The sequence below is a fragment of the Porphyrobacter sp. LM 6 genome (assembly GCF_001720465.1).
GTDB lineage: Bacteria > Pseudomonadota > Alphaproteobacteria > Sphingomonadales > Sphingomonadaceae > Erythrobacter.
On record NZ_CP017113.1, the window covers coordinates 2,122,431 to 2,139,534 of the forward strand.

Annotated in this window: 17 protein-coding genes; 4 read left to right on the top strand and 13 right to left on the bottom strand. The window is 67.1% G+C overall.

Annotated elements, in window-relative coordinates:
- Positions 1-2 precede the first annotated feature (2 nt).
- From BG023_RS10165 to BG023_RS10180, 4 genes are all read right to left on the bottom strand, one after another.
- Positions 3-1,523 (bottom strand): XrtA system polysaccharide chain length determinant, encoded by a 1,521-nt coding sequence (locus BG023_RS10165; protein ID WP_069310350.1) that lies wholly within the window; start codon positions 1,521-1,523, stop codon positions 3-5.
- A 16-nt stretch (positions 1,524-1,539) separates the two neighbouring features.
- Entirely contained in the window at positions 1,540-2,181 is a 642-nt protein-coding gene (locus BG023_RS10170) for an XrtA/PEP-CTERM system exopolysaccharide export protein (protein WP_069310351.1), read from the bottom strand.
- 200 nt (positions 2,182-2,381) lie between these two features.
- A complete protein-coding gene (locus tag BG023_RS10175; RefSeq protein WP_069310352.1) occupies positions 2,382-3,608 on the bottom strand; it encodes a pyridoxal-dependent decarboxylase, exosortase A system-associated in 1,227 nt (408 codons plus the stop codon).
- The gene (locus BG023_RS10180; RefSeq protein WP_083234647.1) at positions 3,605-5,152 is read right to left on the bottom strand and encodes an acyl-CoA ligase (AMP-forming), exosortase A system-associated; all 1,548 of its coding nucleotides are present in this window, start codon (positions 5,150-5,152) and stop codon (positions 3,605-3,607) included. The genes BG023_RS10175 and BG023_RS10180 overlap by 4 nt, the downstream gene beginning before the upstream one ends.
- A gap of 19 nt (positions 5,153-5,171) precedes the next feature.
- On the opposite strand from BG023_RS10180, the gene BG023_RS10185 reads away from it, so the two are divergent.
- The 4 genes from BG023_RS10185 (at position 5,172) to BG023_RS10200 (ending at position 8,032) form a co-directional block, all read left to right on the top strand.
- Entirely contained in the window at positions 5,172-6,146 is a 975-nt protein-coding gene (locus tag BG023_RS10185; RefSeq protein WP_069310353.1) for a GNAT family N-acetyltransferase, read from the top strand.
- Positions 6,147-6,252: 106 nt separating this feature from the next.
- Positions 6,253-6,561, top strand: a complete 309-nt coding sequence (locus tag BG023_RS10190; RefSeq protein ID WP_069310354.1) for an acyl carrier protein — start codon at positions 6,253-6,255, stop codon at positions 6,559-6,561.
- Between the two features lie 11 nt (positions 6,562-6,572).
- Positions 6,573-7,253 (top strand): hypothetical protein, encoded by a 681-nt coding sequence (locus BG023_RS10195; protein ID WP_150122937.1) that lies wholly within the window; start codon positions 6,573-6,575, stop codon positions 7,251-7,253.
- Positions 7,250-8,032 (top strand): hydrolase 1, exosortase A system-associated, encoded by a 783-nt coding sequence (locus tag BG023_RS10200; RefSeq protein WP_069310356.1) that lies wholly within the window; start codon positions 7,250-7,252, stop codon positions 8,030-8,032. Before BG023_RS10195 ends, BG023_RS10200 begins: the two co-directional genes overlap by 4 nt.
- Here the strand turns inward: BG023_RS10200 and BG023_RS10205 are convergent.
- From BG023_RS10205 to BG023_RS10245, 9 genes are all read right to left on the bottom strand, one after another.
- Positions 8,029-9,225, bottom strand: a complete 1,197-nt coding sequence (locus BG023_RS10205; protein WP_069310357.1) for a class I SAM-dependent RNA methyltransferase — start codon at positions 9,223-9,225, stop codon at positions 8,029-8,031. The genes BG023_RS10200 and BG023_RS10205 overlap by 4 nt on opposite strands.
- Positions 9,222-10,610 (bottom strand): NAD(P)H-hydrate dehydratase, encoded by a 1,389-nt coding sequence (locus tag BG023_RS10210; protein ID WP_083234648.1) that lies wholly within the window; start codon positions 10,608-10,610, stop codon positions 9,222-9,224. Before BG023_RS10210 ends, BG023_RS10205 begins: the two co-directional genes overlap by 4 nt.
- Positions 10,603-10,959 carry a hypothetical protein gene (locus BG023_RS14760; protein WP_150122855.1) on the bottom strand — a complete coding sequence of 119 codons (357 nt, stop codon included), beginning with the start codon at positions 10,957-10,959 and terminating at the stop codon, positions 10,603-10,605. The genes BG023_RS10210 and BG023_RS14760 overlap by 8 nt, the downstream gene beginning before the upstream one ends.
- Positions 10,940-12,661, bottom strand: coding sequence for a dihydroxy-acid dehydratase (gene ilvD, locus BG023_RS10220; RefSeq protein ID WP_069310359.1), 1,722 nt, complete (start codon positions 12,659-12,661; stop codon positions 10,940-10,942). The genes BG023_RS14760 and ilvD overlap by 20 nt, the downstream gene beginning before the upstream one ends.
- A 42-nt stretch (positions 12,662-12,703) precedes the next feature.
- Positions 12,704-13,420: an N-formylglutamate amidohydrolase gene (locus tag BG023_RS10225; RefSeq protein WP_069310360.1), complete on the bottom strand. Its 717-nt coding sequence runs from the start codon at positions 13,418-13,420 to the stop codon at positions 12,704-12,706.
- Positions 13,417-14,232, bottom strand: coding sequence for a 4-(cytidine 5'-diphospho)-2-C-methyl-D-erythritol kinase (locus tag BG023_RS10230; RefSeq protein WP_069310361.1), 816 nt, complete (start codon positions 14,230-14,232; stop codon positions 13,417-13,419). The genes BG023_RS10225 and BG023_RS10230 overlap by 4 nt, the downstream gene beginning before the upstream one ends.
- Before the next feature lie 8 nt (positions 14,233-14,240).
- On the bottom strand, positions 14,241-15,041 hold the full coding sequence (locus tag BG023_RS10235) for a hypothetical protein (protein WP_069310362.1): 801 nt from the start codon (positions 15,039-15,041) through the stop codon (positions 14,241-14,243).
- Positions 15,042-15,140: 99 nt separating this feature from the next.
- Positions 15,141-15,359 (bottom strand): hypothetical protein, encoded by a 219-nt coding sequence (locus BG023_RS10240; protein ID WP_150122856.1) that lies wholly within the window; start codon positions 15,357-15,359, stop codon positions 15,141-15,143.
- A 14-nt stretch (positions 15,360-15,373) separates the two neighbouring features.
- Positions 15,374-17,023 carry an electron transfer flavoprotein-ubiquinone oxidoreductase gene (locus BG023_RS10245; protein ID WP_069310364.1) on the bottom strand — a complete coding sequence of 550 codons (1,650 nt, stop codon included), beginning with the start codon at positions 17,021-17,023 and terminating at the stop codon, positions 15,374-15,376.
- Between the last annotated feature and the right edge of the window lie 81 nt (positions 17,024-17,104).

Genomic DNA, 17,104 nt, shown 5'->3' on the forward strand with positions numbered 1-17,104 from the left:
CCTCACGCCACCGTGCTGATCGCGACCAGCTCGATCGCGAGCAGGATCACGAACATGGCCGCGAGCGCGGCGCAGGCCCCGGCGAATTGCTTGAGACGACGCTGCTCGTTGGCGCGCGCGGCATCCGACATGGTCAGCGAAATCGAACCGATCACCGGCAGATCGAACGCACGTTCGAGCCGCTGCTGGGTGGCAAAGCCGCCGCGCAGCTGGGCCATGCCAAGCGCGCTCGCAACGCCAGCGCCGAGGCCTACCACCAGCACCCCGAACAGCAGCAGCGGCCGGTTGGGAGCGGCGGGCTTCTGCGGCACGGTGGGTTGCTGGATAATGTCGAAGCGGAACTGGCTGGCCTTGTCCTCAACCTCGCCGCGGGTCCGCAGCGCTTCGCGGTCCTGGAGCAGCTTTTCGTAGTTCTGGCGCAGCACGTCGTAATCGCGGCTGATGCGATTGGCTTCAGCGGCCACAGTCGGCTCGCTTGCCTGGCTCGCCATCAGCGCGGCGAAATTGCTCTGGAGCGCGGCGCGGCGGGCCTGAAGCGCCTCGACCGTCGCCTGCCGCTCGCTCTTGATCGCCACCAGCGAGGCCCAGGCGGGATTGGGCGTGCCCCCCGCATCCTCGCCTGCGGTGGCCGCCTGCTTGGTAAGCAGTTGCACCTGCCGCGCGGTGGATATGACATCGGGGTGATTGTCAGTAAGACCGCGCGCACGCAGTTCGGCAAGCTGGGTCTGCGCCTGCATCAGCGCGGCGCGCGGGCCGACAGCATCCTTGCCGCCGGCAAGCGTGCGCGGCGTGCTCGACAGCTGGCCTGAAATCGCCGCCAACGCGCTTTCGGCTGCGGCCAGATCGGCATCGACATTGCGCAGATCGGCGCGCGCCTGCTGCACCTTGCTCGAAAGGCTCTCCGAGCCGCCGACCAGATCGGGATATTGCGCCTCGAAGGTCAGGCGGCGCTGTTCGGCCTGTTCCAGCTCGCGCTTGCGCTCTTCAAGCTGACGATCGAGATCGCCGATCGCCGAGCTGATCCCGGCGCGGTTGCCCACGATGTGCTCCTCGCGCAGGATGTCGAGCAGCTTCTGCACCACATCACGCGCCAGCACGGCGTTTTCGGCATCGCTGAAATTGCGACGACCGACTTCGGCGGTAATCTCGAACAGGTTGTCCTGCTCGCTCGTCACCTTCACCTTCTTTTCGAGCTCGGCAATCGCGGCGTCATAGGCCCCGCGACCTTCAAGCCCCTCGCCGAGGCGGGTCGCGCGGATCACCTTTTCGAGGTTCTTGGCGCTCGACAGGGTCTGGCGCACGCGCATGATCTCTTCCTTGCCGTCTCCGGCAATGCCGAGCTGGCGCGACAGCACGTCCTGCACATCGACATAGACCCGCGCCTTGGATTCGTAGGCATTGGGAACCAGCGCGATCACCAGCCAGCCCAGCAGACACACGCCCCAGGCAGTGGCAATCGCCAGCCAGCGGCGGTGCCAGACCGACCACAGCGCTGCGCGCAGTTCCTCGAAGATTTCGGTCATGCCTGATCGCGCCCCGTCAGAACCGGCTTTCCGGGATGATGATCGTATCCCCCGGCATCAGCATGACATTGGCGCTGGCATCGCCGCGGCGGATCAGATCGGACAGGCGCAGGCGGTATTCCACCTGCTTGCCGGTCTTGCGGTCGAGCCGGATCAGCTTGGCGCGGTTGCCGGCGGCAAATTCATTGAGCCCGCCCACCGCGATCATCGCATCGAGCACGGTCATGTTGGCGCGGAACGGCAGCGAGGCGGGTTGCCCCGTCGCGCCGATGATCCGCACCTGCTGGGTGAAATTGCCTTCGGGCGTGTTGACGATCACCGAAACGATCGGCTGCTCGATATACTTCGCCAGTTCCCCGGCGATGTATTCCTGCAGCTGGGTCGCCGTTTTGCCGACCGCGGGGATATCCTGCACCAGCGGAATGGTCAGGCGACCATCGGGGCGCACGCGGACCTTGTCGGCGCTGAGTTCGGGATTGCGCCAGACGTGGATGGTGATCTCGTCGAGCGGGCCGATGGTGTATTCCTCGCTCGGCGCGATCGGCGCGGCGCCGACGCTCGCGGGCGGCAATTCCGGGCCGCTCGACGCGCAGGCCGCAAGCAGCCCCGCGCTGAGGCCGATAACGGCGAGCCGATGGAAACGCGCATGGATGGGCATTGATCAGGATCCTTGGCCATTAAGCCGGGGACGATGCGCCATGCAGGAGCGACCTGCGACATACGACCCCCGGGTGATGGGGCTTCTTGTCGCCGGAATTGGTGAAGATATTGTTAGTTATACAGCGGCGAATGCGGCCCTATCCCGGATCGGGACACCGCGCTGCCGGGGGTTAACGCGGGCAGCTTACCGGGCGCGGATCAGACCAGGATTTCGGCCGCCGGACCATGGCCGAGGAACGCCGCCGGACTGGCGCTCGCCCCGTAGGCCCCGGCGCAGAAGACCGCGACCAGATCGCCAACCTCGGCATGGGGCATCGCGGCATTGTCGGCGAGCCGGTCAAGCGGGGTGCACAGACAGCCGACGATGTTCACTTCCTCTGTCGGTTCTGAATCATAACGCGTTGCAATTGCTGAAGGATAATTGCGTCGCACCACGGTTCCGAAATTACCCGAGGCGGCGAGCTGGTGATGCAGGCCCCCATCGGTGACGAGGTAGATGACCCCGTGGCTTTCCTTGCGGTCGATAATGCGGGTCAGGTAGACCCCCGCCTCGCCCACCAGATAGCGGCCGAGCTCGAGGCACAGCTCCGTGTCCGCGAGCACCGGCGGAAGGTTTGCCACCCGCTCGGCCAGCGCGGCACCAACGCGCGGCAGGTCGACCGGCGTGTCACCGGGGAAATAGGGGATGCCCAGCCCCCCGCCCATATTGAGCTTGGGCAGGCCGTGGCCGATATCACTTGCCAGATTCGCGGCGAGTTCCAGCACGTTGCCCTGCGCTTCGATGATCGCATCCGCGCTCAGCGTCTGACTGCCGGTGAAGATGTGGAGGCCGCGCCATTCGGCCCCTTCGGCGATCACGTGGCGCGCCAGATCGGGGACCTTGTCGGCATCAACCCCGAAGGGCTTGGCCCCGCCGCCCATCTTCATGCCCGAACCCTTGAGCTCGAAGCTGGGATTGACCCGGATCGCGATGCGCGGCGGCTTGCCCAGTCGCTGCCCGATGGCGAGCGCACGGTTCGCCTCGCCCGCAGATTCGCAATTGAGCGTCACCCCGGCCACAATCGCGGCCTCCAGCTCGTCGTCGCGCTTGCCGGGGCCGGCAAAGCTGATGCGCGCCGGATCGATCCCGACCGCGACACACAGGCCCAGCTCACCCGACGAGGCGATGTCGAACCCGTCCACCAATGGGGCCATGTGCCCGATAACCGCGAGGTGCGGGTTGGCCTTGACCGCGTAGTTGATCCCCACGCGGCTCGGCAGCGCGGCGCGCAAGGCCGCCACGCGAGCATCGAGATGTGCGCGCGAGTAGACGAACAGCGGCGTGCGCCCCGCTTCGGCCACCAGCTCGCTTGCGCGCTTGCCGCCGATGGCAAGCTCGCCGCCGATGCTTTCGTATCCGGCAGGGATCGGGCCGACGGGCTTCATGCGCCAAATTCCTTCGTCAATTCAGCCTGCAAGGCCGTGCGGTCGATCTTGCCATTGGGGTTCAATGGCATCGCCATACGCCAATGGATCATCTGCGGCTGCATGAAATTGGGCAAGTCGCGCTGGAGCCTTTTAGGTAAATCCGCGCGCGCGGCCTCGTCATCTCCGCCGCGCACCACCAGATGCACCGCCTGGCCGAGCCGCGCGTCCGCCACGCCGAGCGCCACCGCTTCGGCCACCAGCCCCGTCGCCAGCGCGGCTTCCTCGATCTCCTGCGGGCTGATGCGGTTGCCTGCGCTCTTGATCATCGCATCGCGCCGTCCGGCGAAATAGAGCAGGCCGTCAGCCGCGCGCCGCACGCGGTCGCCCGACCACACCGCCATCCCGCCATAAGCCGAAGCGGCAGGTGCGGGCTTGAAGCGCTCCGCCGTCCGCTCCGCATCCTGCCAATAGCCCTGCGCGACCAGCGGCCCGCAATGGACGAGCTCGCCCTCTTCGTCGTCGGCGGCAATTTCGTCGGCATCGTTGATAACGAGAATCTCTGCGAAGGGTATCGCCTTACCCATTGAAGTCGGATGCAAATCAACCAACGCTGGATCGAGATAAGTCGAGCGGAACGCTTCCGTCAGCCCGTACATCGGGAACAGCCGCGCCTGCGGGAACATCGACCGCAAGCTCCGCACCAGATCCACCGTCAGCGCCCCGCCGCTATTGGTGAGCCGCCGCAGCGGCGCAGCGGCCTCGGCAGGCCATTCGATCTCGGTCAATTGCACCCACAGCGGCGGCACCGCGGCCAGGGTTGTCACCGCGTGCTTCGCGCAGGCCTTGGCCACATCCTTGGGGAAGAGGAAATCAAGCGGCACCACGCAGCCGCCCGCAAACCACGTGCTCAGAAGCTGGTTCTGCCCGTAATCGAACGACAGCGGCAGCACGGCCAAGGTCACATCGTCTTCAGCCAGCCCGAGATAATGCGCCACGCTCACCGCGCCGAGCCACATGTTGGCGTGGCTCAGCATCACCCCCTTGGGGCGCCCCGTCGAACCCGAGGTGTAGAGAATCGCCGCCAGACCAGACGGATCGGCCGCAGAAGGCCCGAGTTCGTGCGCGGCTTCGGCAGCGGCGGCCAGCGCCTCGCCTTCGCCCAGCGCCGCGCAGCCCTCAGGGAGATCGCCCGGCTCCAGCGAGGCGAGCCGCGAAGGCGTGCCGATCAGCAGCCGCGCGCCGCTATCGCCAAGGATATGCGCCACCTGCGCGCGCTTGAGCAGCGGGTTGACCGGCACGTGCACCAGCCCTGCCCGCGCTGCCGCCAGCGGCATCAGGCAGGTCAGTTCCCCCTTCGCCGCCCAGCTCGCCACCCGCGCGCCCGGCTCCGGCACCATCGCCGTCAGCCACCCGGCCAATTGCGCGACACGCTGTCTTAACTGATTGTGGTTAAGCGTGACCTCGCGCAGCACGAGCGCCGGGCGATCCCCATGCCCCGCCGCCACCGCCCGTTCGGCGAGATGGTCAAGCGGATAAGGGGTCGGATCGGGCAATTGCGGCATCAATGGAGCAGTCTTTCAAGTGATCGAAGCGCGGTATCACGATAGCGTTAACGTCTTGCAAGCCCTCAAGGGTGCGCAGGGCTCGGCGCCATTCGATCGCGCCGAGTGGTACGCGCTACTCGCCGAGACAGGTCTCACCCCGCTGATCGCGGTGGCGAGCGAAGCCGACAGCACCGCCGCGCTGGCACTAACCGAGGCCGATGGCCGGATCACGCCCTTGCGCAACTGGTACAGCTTCACCTGGCGCGAACTGGCACCGCCCGGCGCGGCGGGCGACCGTCTTCTGGCGGAAATCGCGCGGCAGTTGCGTGTCCGAGGGTGGCGGGTGACGCTCGAACCCGTGCCGGGTGAGGATGGCTCGGCAGAGCGGCTCGCACGTGCCTTCCGTGCTGCGGGCTGGCAGGTCGTGGTCGAGCCGTGCGACACCAATCATATCCTGCCGGTAAACGGACGCAGCTTCGCCGAATACTGGGACAGCCGCCCCGGTCCCTTGCGGACGACGCTGAAGCGCAAGGCAAAGAAGGTCGAAACCGAAGTGCTCACACGCTTCGATCCCGCCGTCTGGGCCGATTACGAGGCGATCTACGCCGCGAGCTGGAAACCGGCCGAGGATCAGCCCGCGATGCTCCGCGCCTTTGCCGAGGCCGAGGGCGCGGCGGGCCGCCTGCGGCTCGGCATCGCGCGTGCCGAAGGGCTGGCCGTGGCGGCGCAGTGCTGGACCGTCGAAAGCGGGATTGCCTACATCCACAAACTCGCCCACCTTGAGAGCCACAAGCATCTTTCCGCCGGAACGACGCTGAGCGCCGCGCTGTTCGAACAGGTGATCGACCGCGACAAGGTTGCGCTGGTCGACTTCGGCACCGGCGACCAGAGCTACAAGGCCGACTGGATGGAGGCGGTGCGGGTGCGCTACCGGATCGACTGTCTCGACCCGGCACGCCCCCGCTCTTGGTTGCCGCTCGCCAAGTGGATGTGGCGGCGCCTGAGTGCCTGACCTGAAGCCTGGCCCCTTGCAATCGCTTGCACCTGCGCGCGCGCGTGGCTAAGCCCCGCGGCCACGGCCCCGGATGGCGGCTTTGGCAAGGACTTTGGGCAATCCGATGAACAGCATTCCGAGCTTGGAGGGCGGTCTCGACGAGGCGGCTCTCGATCAGGAACTCAAGGGGTTGATTGCCGATGTTCTCGGCCTCGCGCCGGAACAGGCTGCCGCCTTCGATGCGGAATCGGGGTTGTTCGGCCACCTGCCCGAACTGGATTCGATGGCGGTCGCCGGCCTGCTTACCGAAATGGAGGACCGGCTCGGCATCGTGATCGAGGATGACGATGTCGATGGCGAGATGCTTGAAACCTATGGCGGGCTGTTCGCCTTCGCGCGGGCCAAGCTAGACCCCCTCCAGACCTCCTCTTGACCCCGTTTCGCGTGATTTCCACGTGGAACATTCCCGCCGCTGACGGCACTCCGGCGAGCGAGGAATTGCTCGTCGCCTTCGATCGCGGACGGGCGGTGCGGGTGCTGGTGTGCCCCGCGTGGTTCGATGAAGCGAACAAGCTGCGGCGCTTCACGATCGAGGTCATGCGCCGGCTTGATCGCGCCGGAATCGACTGCTTCCTGCCCGATCTGCCGGGGTGCAACGAAAGCCTAGCGTCGCTCGGAGAACAGACACTCGAAGGCTGGTGCAGCGCCGCCACGGCCGCCGCCAGCGTCCTCGGAGCAACGCACGTGCTCGCGATCCGCGCCGGTGCCCTGGTCGCGCCCGCAAGCCTCCCCGGCTGGCACTATGCCCCGCTTGGCGGCCCCAAGCTGCTGCGCGGGATGCTGCGCGCCCAGACCATTGCCGCCCGCGAGGCGGGGCGCGAGGAGAGCTCCGAAAGCCTGATGGCGCGTGGCCGCAGCGAAGGGTTGGCACTCGGCGGCTGGCCGCTCGGCGCAGACCTGCTGCGCACGCTGGAAAGCGCTGAACCGGCCCTCGCCCCCGGCCAGTCAGAAATCGCCCAGTCAGCGCTCGGCGGCCCCGGCCTGTGGCTGCGCGCCGAGCCGGACGATGATGCCGCGCAGGCCGATGCTCTCGCCGCGATCATCACCGGGGGCGTCGCCGCATGACCCGCCTGTCGCTCACCTTCGGCTGCGGCAGCCTGACGCTCGCCGGCACGCTCGACACCGCGCCGGGCCGCGCAGGGCTGCTCATCGTCAGCGGCGGCAACGAGATCCGCAGCGGCGCCTTTGGCGGGCAGGCCGAGATGGCCGCGCGCATCGCCCGCGCGGGCTATCCGGTGTTCCGCTTCGACCGCCGCGGGATCGGCGACAGCGAGGGCGAGAACCGCGGCTTCCGCCATGCGGCCAAGGATATCGCCGCCGCGCTCGATGCGTTCCGCGCCATGGCCCCGCAGATCAGCCGCGTGGTCGTCTTTGGCAATTGCGATGCGGCTTCGGCGCTGATGCTGGCGGGCGGCGCGGGCTGCGACGGGCTGGTGCTGTCGAACCCGTGGACGATCGAGCAAGACGATAGCGGAGCGGCAAGCGACACCCCGGCCGCGATCCGCGCGCGCTATGCCGAAAAACTCGCCAATCCGCGCGAAGTAGGGCGCTTGCTGCGCGGCGGCGTGGACTTGGGCAAGCTGGCGCGCGGGCTGATCGGCGCGCTGCGCCCTGCCCCGCCACCCTCTACGCTGGCGCAGGAGATGCAGGCGGGCCTCGCCGGTTACGGCGGGCGGGTCGCAATCTTGCTCGCAGCTGCCGATCGCACCGCGCAGGTGTTCGAAGCCGCATGGGACAAGTCCGATCCGCGCCTCCATCGCTGCCCGGGCGCAGGCCATGCCTATGTCGAGCCGCAGCACCGCGACTGGCTGGAAGCGCAGTTATTGGCCGCCTTGCGAGCCTAGCGCTCGAACAGGCTTACCAGCTCGACATGCGTCGACCAGCGGAACTGGCCGACCGGGCGTAGCTTGGTCAGCCGGAAGCCCGCCGCCGCCAGCGTCGCCGCATCGCGCGCCCAGCTTGACGGGTTACAGCTGACATAGACCACGCGGGACAGCGTGCTCCCCGCAATCTCGGCCACCTGCGCACGCGCACCGGCGCGCGGCGGATCGAGCAGCACGGCATCGAAGCGGTTCAGTTCCTCAGGCTGGAGCGGCGAGCGGAACAGATCGCGGTGGAGCGCCAGAACGGTTCCTCCCGCCCTTGCTCCAGCGATCTTGCAGGCGAGATGCGCGGCACGCTCGGCCTCGACCGCAAGCACCTTGCGATCCTGCCGCAGCGCAAAGGCGAAGGTACCGAGGCCCGCGAACAGATCCGCCACAACCTTAGTGCCTTCGAGCCAAGCGGCGGCATCGGCAGCCATCACCGCCTCGGCATCGTGCGTGGCTTGCAGGAACGCGCCCGGCGGCAGGCCGACCGGCACGCCCGCGAGAGTGACCGTCACCGGCTCGGGCTCCCACAGGGTCTCGGGGCCATAGCCCTGATCGATGGTCAGCCGCGCCAGCCCCTGGTCACGCGCGAGATCGAGCGCCGCCTCGGTCGGGCCGAGCCCGTCGAGCGGGAAGTGGACGAGGTTCGCCTCCACCCCCTGATCGGCAAGCGTCAGATCGATCCCGACCATGCCCTTTGGCCCATGCGCGCCAACGAAGCGCCGCAGCGGGGCGATCAACGCCGTGATAGCGGGATGAAGCACCGGACATTCGGCGAGATCGACAATGCGGTGCGATCCGCCCTCGCGATAGCCGAGCACTGCGCCCTTGGCCGTCCGCAACCCGTGAAGGCCCGCCCGGCGGCGGGTGGCGGGGGGCGAAAGGTGGGTTTCGAGCAGGCTCTCGGGCTCAAGCCCCTGCCCGCGCGCGGCGAACAGCACGCGGTCGCGCACGAATTCGGCCAGCACGCTATCGTCGGCGTGCTGCAACAGACAGCCGCCGCAGGTGCCGAAATGGCGGCAGGCGGGCGCGATGTGGTGCGGGCCGGAAACAACCGCGCCGCCCTCGTCCACGCTGTCACCGGGAACAGCGCCCGAGACATGGCGGCCGGATGCGGTAACGCCGTCGCCCTTGGCGGCGAGGCGGATGATGGGGTCTGTAAGGGTCACAATGCGGCCGCTAGCGCCTCTGCTACCCGTTCGGCAAGCAGCGTCGTGGTAAAGGCGGGGCCAGCCCGCCGCGCCGCCTCGCCGTGGAGCCATACGGCCTCGCAGGCGGCGGTGAAGGGATCGGCGCCGCCCGCCATCCGGCTCGCGGCAATGCCTGCCAGCACATCGCCCGTGCCCGCAACCGAGAGCCAGCTTGACGCAGGCGGCGCAAGCGCGAGCCTGCCATCGGGTGCGGCGACACAGGTGTCCGCCCCCTTGGCGAGCACCACCATTCCGCTGACCTTGGCGAGCGCCAGCGCGCGGGCCTGACGTCCTTCGGCCACCACGCCGAAGGTGCGGCACAGCGTTTCCAGCTCCCCGTCATGCGGAGTGGCGAGCATCGGCACGCCGGGCGCAAGCATGTTCGGCGCGAGCAGCATCAAGGCGTCGGCATCCAGCACCAAGGCATGCGCATGGCGCACAGCATCGCCGAGCAGCGCCTTGGCCGCTCCGTCGCGCCCCAGTCCCGGCCCGACCAGCACGGCGGCGATCCGCGCATCTTGCAATGCCTCTGCGAGCGGCGAAGTCTCGGTCACGATATCGGCCGGGGTGCGCGGATCGGCGAGGCGGGCGAAGATCTTGACGTAGCCCGCCCCTGCCCGCTGCGCCGCGTTGGCCGAGAGCAGGCCCGCCCCCGGCATCGCGCCGCCGACAATGCCGAGCAGCCCGCGGCGGTACTTGTGACTATCCGCAAGCGGCGCGGCGATTGTCGGACGCCCGATGAGCTGCGCCGCGCCTTCGACCGGGGCAATCCCGATCGGCACGAGCCGCATCTGCCCCATCAGCGCGCGGCCTGGCAGGCGCCAATGCGCGAACTTCCACGCGCCCAGCGCCAGTGTGAGATCGAACGTCGGGAGCCGCTCGTTGAGCACCGCGCCGCTATCGCTCGCAATCCCCGAAGGCACGTCGACCGCCACACGATACCGGTGCCGCGCGGCAAGATCGCGCAGCAGCAGCGCGTGCTCGGCCACCAACGGGCGGGCGAGTCCCGATCCGAACAGGCAATCGACGAAGACATCACCCTCGGCGCTGGCCGAGGTGGCAACCGGCCCATCCCAGCGCCGCTTGGCTTCCTTCGCGGCATCGGTCTTGGGGGCGAGCGGAGCGATGACCGTGACGGCATTCCCCGCCTCGCGCAGCCGCCGGGCGATGACATAGCCATCCCCGCCATTGTTGCCCGGGCCGCACAGCACGGTGACCGACCGCCCCGCCGCCACGCGCCGGATCCACTCCGCCGCACCGCTTGCGGCGATCTCCATCAGTTCGGAAACGCTCGTCCCCGCATCGAACAGCGCCTGTTCGGCAGCGCGCATCTGCGCGGCGGTGAGGATCTGCGCGTCAGCCACCGGACTTCGGCGCCACGAGGTCTTGCGAGAGGATATAGGTATCGCCACCCACCTCGACGATCAGCGTCGCCTCGCCTTCCTCGACGCGCGCCTGCTCGGCCCCGTCTGCCGTTTCGAGCCAGCGTTCGTCACCCGTGGCGCGCAGGCGATGGAATGATCCGTCGGGGTTCCACAGCACGATCAGGCGCTCGTTCCCCGACTGCGACACCTCGACGGTGCAATCCCCGCCGAACAGGCCCTGCCCGGCGAGCCGGCAATCGACAGGGTCGCCCGGCGGCGGCGGGCTTTCACCCCCGCACGCCGCGAGCAGTCCGAGGAGCGCGAGCGGACTAGATATCCGCAAACACATGGGTCTCCGCCTTCGCGCCCGGATGGGTGAGCGCCCCGTAGCGCGCCTTGCCGACAACCTGCTGGTACCGCCACAGCGCGCCCGACTGGTAGTCGTTCGTGCGCGGCTGCCACTTGGCCCGGCGTTCGGCGAGCACATCTTCGGCGACTTCGAGATCGATCGTGCCGGCGGTCGCGTCGATGGAAATGATGTCCCCATCCTCGACCAGCGCGATCGGTCCGCAATCGGCGGCTTCGGGGCCGACATGGCCGATGCAGAAACCGCGCGTCGCTCCCGAGAAGCGCCCGTCGGTGATCAGCGCGACCTTCTCGCCCATGCCCTGCCCGTAGAGCGCGGCGGTGGTGGAGAGCATCTCGCGCATGCCGGGTCCGCCCTTGGGCCCTTCGTAGCGGATCACGATCACGCAGCCATCGGCAATGTCGCGGCTTTCGACCGCGGCGAAGGCATTTTCCTCGCAATCGAACACCCGCGCGGGGCCCGAGAACTGGAGCCGCGCCATCCCGGCCACCTTCACGATCGCACCATCAGGCGCAAGCGAGCCCTTGAGGCCGACCACGCCGCCGGTGGGGGTGATCGGGGACTTCACGTCGTAGAACACCTTCTGGTCGGGGTTCCAGGTGATCTCTTCGAGGTTTTCGCCGATGGTCTTGCCGGTCACGGTGATCGGGTTCGGGTCGATGAACCCGCCATCGAGCAGGGTCTTCATTGCCATGTAGACCCCGCCGGCCTCGTGCATATCCTTGGCGACATACTTGCCGCCAGGCTTCAAGTCCGCGATGTAAGGCGTTGATTTGAAAACTTCGGCCACGTCGAACAGATCGAACTCGATCCCCGCCTCACTGGCCATCGCGGGCAGGTGCAGCGCCGCGTTGGTCGAACCGCCGGTGGCCGCAACCACGCGGGCGGCGTTCATGAACGCCTCGCGGGTGCAGATATCGCGCGGGCGCAGGTTGCGGGCGACGAGCTCCATCACCTGCTTGCCCGCCGCCACCGCGATATCGTCGCGCGAGCGGTAGGGCGCAGGCGCCATGTTGCTGTTGGGCAAGGACAGGCCGATCGCCTCGCCCACGCAGGCCATCGTGTTGGCGGTGAACTGCCCGCCGCACGCGCCGTGGCCGGGACAGGCAACCTTTTCGAGCGCGATCAGCTCGGTCAGCGAGCAATTGCCGGCGGCGAACTGGCCGACCGCTTCGAACACATCGACCACGGTTACATCATTGCCGCGGTGGGTTCCGGGCAGGATCGATCCGCCATAGACGAAGATCGAGGGCACGTTCAGCCGCAGCATCGCCATCATCATGCCCGGCAGGCTCTTGTCGCAGCCCGCAAAGCCGACCAGCGCATCATAGCAGTGCCCGCGCACCGAAATCTCGACCGAATCCGCGATCACCTCGCGGCTGATGAGCGAGGACTTCATGCCCTGGTGGCCCATCGCGATGCCATCGGTCACGGTGATGGTGTTGAACCGGCGCGGGGTGCCACCGCCCGCAATCACGCCCTCGCGGCAGATATCGGCCTGCGCGTTCAAGGTGGTGTTGCACGGCGCCGAATCGTTCCCTGCGCTGACCACGCCCACAAACGGGCGCGCGATCTCTTCTTCGGTCATGCCCATCGCGTAGTAGTAGGAACGGTGCGGGGCGCGCTCCGGGCCGACCGAAACGTGGCGGCTGGGGAGCTTCGACTTGTCGAAACGCTGGGACATAAGATTTCCTGTTTAGGGCCGTTTATGAAACGTCCCCTGCCTTCAGGTGAGCGCCGACGCAACCCTTTGCGCAACATCCGCCAAAATGTGCGCCCAGCGCGTGTGATCGGCGGGGGTCTGGACAAGGTCCTGCCGGAGCTCGATCCCGAGATAAGCGCGCCCTTCGGCTTCGGCATGGCGGTTCATGGTGTAATTGAGGTCACGCCCCGAATAGGGAAGGTTGTCGCCGACATTCAGGCCCTCGGCCGCGAGCAGCGGAATGGCGATGCGCGCGGCGCGATCATCGGTGTTGTAGAGCACGCCGACGTGCCACGGGCGTGCGGCGTCCGAGGTTTCGAGCCGCGGGGTGAAGGAGTGGAGCGAGAGGATCAGCTTGGGCTCTGCGGCTGCGAGCCATTGCTCAAGAGCGGTGTGATAGGGGCGGTGGAAGCGGTTCAACCGAGCTTCCCTGTCCGCGCCGACATTGCCGGGAATCGGGTGCCCGTCGCTCGCTTCGGGGACGAGGCCGGGGGCGGTTTCCTCGCGGTTGAGATCGCACACGAGGCGGCTGACGGCGGCGATGTGGCCGGGAATGGCGTGGTCCCGCGCCAGCAATTCCGCAATCGCCTCGGTGCCAATGTCTAGCGCGATGTGCTCGTGCAGCAGGTGCTCGAAGATGCCGAGGGAGATCTCGGCAGGCACTGCGTTGGAGGCATGGTCCGCGACGCAGACGATCCCGCCCGGGGTGGGCGTTCCGATCTGGCGGAAGGGTGCGGTCACCGCAGCCTCCCCACCATTGTCCACCAGCCGGAGGGCATCGCTGCCTGCGCCGCGTCGCGCGCCTCGGGCGTGTCGTAGAGCGCAAAACAGGTCGCGCCCGAGCCGGACATGCGGGCGAGCCACGGGTTCGTTTCGCGCAGAGCCGCAAGCACCTCGGCGATCACCGGGCAGAGCGAAATGGCAGGGGCTTCGAGATCATTGCGCCCTTCCCTTGCGATCCGGCTTGCGGGGCCTTCGGGGAGCGCGCCACGATCCATCCCGTCCCAAGCCTTGAACACCGGGCCTGTGCTGAGCGGCACGCGCGGGTTGACCAGCAACACGGGAGTTCCGGCGAGATCGTCCTCTACCGCAAGCTGCTCGGTGCCAGTGCCGAGGCCGATATGGGTGCGGCTGAGCACGCAGGCGGGCACATCCGCGCCGAGCTTTGCCGCGCGCGCCTGCCAGCCATCCGGCAGGCCATGAAGCGCCTCGACAATCCGAAACACAGCCCCCGCATCCGCCGACCCGCCCCCAAGGCCAGCCGCAACGGGGAGGTTCTTCTGCAGCGTCACCGCGAGGCCTTGGGAGCGCGGAAGGGCGTTCAGGGCACGGGCGACAAGATTGTCGAAGGGGTTGTCGAGCACCCCCGCAAACTCGCCCAGCGTGGTGACGCTGTCCTGCTCGGCGGGCATGGCCGTCAGCACATCGCCCGCATCGACGAAGGCGAACAGGGTCTCAAGCTCGTGATACCCGTCCTCCCTCCGCCTGCGAACATGCAGCGCGAGGTTGATCTTGGCGTATCCAATCTCTGGGGCGGCTGCGGCGAGGGTCATGGCGCGAGTTACAATGCCGCCGTGTATTTGTCGGAAGCTGCTTCGAACGCGATCTTCGGCGCACGAATCGCGCCATCGGCGAGTTCGGTGCCCCCCAGCGGATCGATCGCCTCGATTTCGTAGTCGGCCTCGCCGGGATCGATACCGGAGATGATCACATCAAACGTCATGGCGGTGCCACCGCTCGGCACAAACCAGTGAATGTTGTCGCGGTCGGGGGTCATGGCCGAAAGCTGCCCGGTCTGCGCGATGTAATCGCGCGTCGGACGCACAATCATGGCACCCTCGTCGTCGCTCAGACGGTCGAAATTGCGGACCCGGAACGCACCTTCGACCACAAGATGCGATGACACCATGTGACGATGCCCGTGGGGTGTGATGACATTGTGCGGTTCAAACGCGAACAGCGCGGCGCCGTAGCCCAGCTTGCGCGGCGCTCCCTCGGCATCGAGAAAGCGGATGCTGCTCTTGCGCGGATCATTGGTCGGCGGCAGCGCATTCTGGGTGATCTGGGCCTTGTCCACCTCGGCCATCAGCTGCGCGACCTCGATTTCGCCCGCCAGCCGCTCGACTTCCTCCATCCATTGCAAAGGAGCGATCTGACCGCTCTTGAGCGCGCGCGCCAATTCGCCCTGCCGCTCGATCCAGTCGCGCGCGGCCATGCGCCGTTGCGGCTTGGCCGCCGAAACCTCGCACCCGAGCAGTGCCAGCGAGAACGCCGCAAGCCCCGCTACTGCAAATCCCCGGCGGTCGAGCCCGAAAGCATCGAGGCCCGCCGGCTGTGCTTGTCTCCAATCCGATTCATGCATCACGGGTGCATCCTGTCAGCGCAGCGCGGAATAGCGCGACCCGCCGCCTGCGGACATGCAGCGCGAGGTTGATCTTGGCGTAGGCGGTTTCGGTGAGGGTCATGTTCGGCGGTTGCCATGCTTGGCACTGCCAATAGAGCCGCTCGCGATCCAGCGCATGGCTGAACCAGCCCCGATAACGAAACCAATCAAAAGTATAGCACGATCGAAATCCGGAAGCGTCTGCTTAAGCGTCTCGTTGGTAAATCCGGCAAAAAAACATGCCGAAAGGAACACCAACACAGCCAGAACGGCACGCAATCGCTCGATGGAAAACATGCCGTCCTCCAACCTCACATATTCGGATAGTTCGGCCCGCCGCCGCCTTCCGGCGTTACCCAGTTGATGTTCTGGTTGGGGTCCTTGATGTCGCAGGTCTTGCAGTGGACGCAGTTCTGCGAGTTGATCTGGAGCTTGGGCGCGCCGGTCTTCTCGTCGGTCAGCCATTCGTAGACCCCCGCCGGGCAATAGCGTGACGAGGGGCCGCCGAAGACGTCGAGTTCGCTCGATGCCTGCAAGCCAAGGTCGGCGACCTGCAGGTGGACCGGCTGGTCCTCGGCGTGGTTGGTGTAGCTGTAGGCAACGTTCGTCAAACGGTCGAAGCTGATCACGCCATCGGGCTTGGGGTAGTCGATCTTGGGATAGAGATCGGCGCGGCCGGTATAGGTGTAGTCCGGCTTGTGCTTCATCGAAATCGGCAGGCCGATCTTGAGCGTGCGCATCCACATGTCGACGCCCGCGAGCACCGTGCCGATATCCCCGCCATACTTGGCAACCGCCGGCTGGGCGTTCTGCACCAGCTGGAGTTCCTTGGCGATCCAGCTCGAACGCACGGCAGCATCATAATCGGCAAGTTCGGTCTTTTCGTTGCCGGCAGCAATCGCCGCCGCGATGCTCTCGGCCGCCAGCATCCCGCTCTTCATCGCGGTGTGGCTGCCCTTGATGCGCGGCACGTTGACGAAGCCCGCCGCGCAGCCGATCAGCGCGCCGCCGGGGAAGGCGAGCTTGGGCACCGACTGCCAGCCGCCCTCGTTGATCGCTCGCGCGCCGTAGCTGACGCGCTTGCCGCCTTCGAGGTATTCGCGGATCGCCGGGTGCTGCTTCCAGCGCTGGAATTCCTGATAGGGCGAGACCCAGGGGTTCTTGTAATCGAGCGCGGTCACGAAGCCCAATGCCACCTGCCCGTTGGCCTGATGGTAGAGGAAGCCCCCGCCCCAGCTGTCGCTCTCGGTCAGCGGCCAGCCCTGCGTGTGGATCACCCGGCCCGGCTTGTGCTTCTTGGGATCGATGTCCCACAGCTCCTTGATGCCGATGCCATAGACCTGCGGCTGGCAGTTCGCCTCTAGGTCGTACTTGGCCTTCATCTGCTTGGTCAGGTGCCCGCGCGCGCCCTCGGCAAACAGGGTGTACTTGGCGCGGATTTCCATCCCGGGCTGGTAATCGCCCTTGTGGCTGCCATCGGCGGCGATGCCCATGTCCTGCGTAATCACGCCGGCCACCGCGCCGTTTTCGTCGATCATCACTTCGGCTGCGGGGAAGCCCGGGAACACCATCACGCCCAGCCCTTCGGCCTGTTCGGCCAGCCAGCGCGCCAGATTGCCGAGCGAGCCGGTATAGCATCCGTGGTTGCTCATCAGCGGCGGCATGATCGCGTGCGGCATCGAGGTCTTGCCGGTCTTGGAGAGCACCCAGTGCCAGTTATCGGTCACGGGGGTTTCCGCCATCGGGCAGCCCATCGTGCGCCATTCCGGCAGCAGCTCGTCGAGCGACTTGGGATCGACCACCGCGCCCGAAAGGATATGCGCGCCGATTTCCGAGCCCTTTTCGAGAACGACCACTTCAAGTTCGGCATTGATCTGCTTGAGCTTGATCGCAGCGGCCAGACCCGCCACCCCGCCGCCGACAATGACGACATCGCAGGGCATTGATTCACGTTCGCTCATGGGGCTTTCCTGATCCTCGACACGGTTTGGACGCGCTCGCCGCACATTCCGGCGAATTGCTGTTCTGATGCACTTGCTAAC

Excerpts from the sequence above, each read along its gene's own strand:
- BG023_RS10175 (WP_069310352.1), bottom strand. The coding sequence starts at position 3,608 with ATGAAGCCCGTCGGCCCGATCCCTGCCGGATACGAAAGCATCGGCGGC.
- ilvD (WP_069310359.1), bottom strand. The coding sequence starts at position 12,661 with ATGTCCCAGCGTTTCGACAAGTCGAAGCTCCCCAGCCGCCACGTTTCG.
- BG023_RS10165 (WP_069310350.1), bottom strand. The coding sequence starts at position 1,523 with ATGACCGAAATCTTCGAGGAACTGCGCGCAGCGCTGTGGTCGGTCTGG.
- BG023_RS10180 (WP_083234647.1), bottom strand. The coding sequence starts at position 5,152 with ATGCCGCAATTGCCCGATCCGACCCCTTATCCGCTTGACCATCTCGCC.
- BG023_RS14760 (WP_150122855.1), bottom strand. The coding sequence starts at position 10,959 with ATGTGTTTGCGGATATCTAGTCCGCTCGCGCTCCTCGGACTGCTCGCG.
- BG023_RS10245 (WP_069310364.1), bottom strand. The coding sequence starts at position 17,023 with ATGAGCGAACGTGAATCAATGCCCTGCGATGTCGTCATTGTCGGCGGC.
- BG023_RS10240 (WP_150122856.1), bottom strand. The coding sequence starts at position 15,359 with ATGTTTTCCATCGAGCGATTGCGTGCCGTTCTGGCTGTGTTGGTGTTC.
- BG023_RS10230 (WP_069310361.1), bottom strand. The coding sequence starts at position 14,232 with ATGACCCTCGCCGCAGCCGCCCCAGAGATTGGATACGCCAAGATCAAC.
- BG023_RS10170 (WP_069310351.1), bottom strand. The coding sequence starts at position 2,181 with ATGCCCATCCATGCGCGTTTCCATCGGCTCGCCGTTATCGGCCTCAGC.
- BG023_RS10190 (WP_069310354.1), top strand. The coding sequence starts at position 6,253 with ATGAACAGCATTCCGAGCTTGGAGGGCGGTCTCGACGAGGCGGCTCTC.
- BG023_RS10200 (WP_069310356.1), top strand. The coding sequence starts at position 7,250 with ATGACCCGCCTGTCGCTCACCTTCGGCTGCGGCAGCCTGACGCTCGCC.
- BG023_RS10235 (WP_069310362.1), bottom strand. The coding sequence starts at position 15,041 with ATGCATGAATCGGATTGGAGACAAGCACAGCCGGCGGGCCTCGATGCT.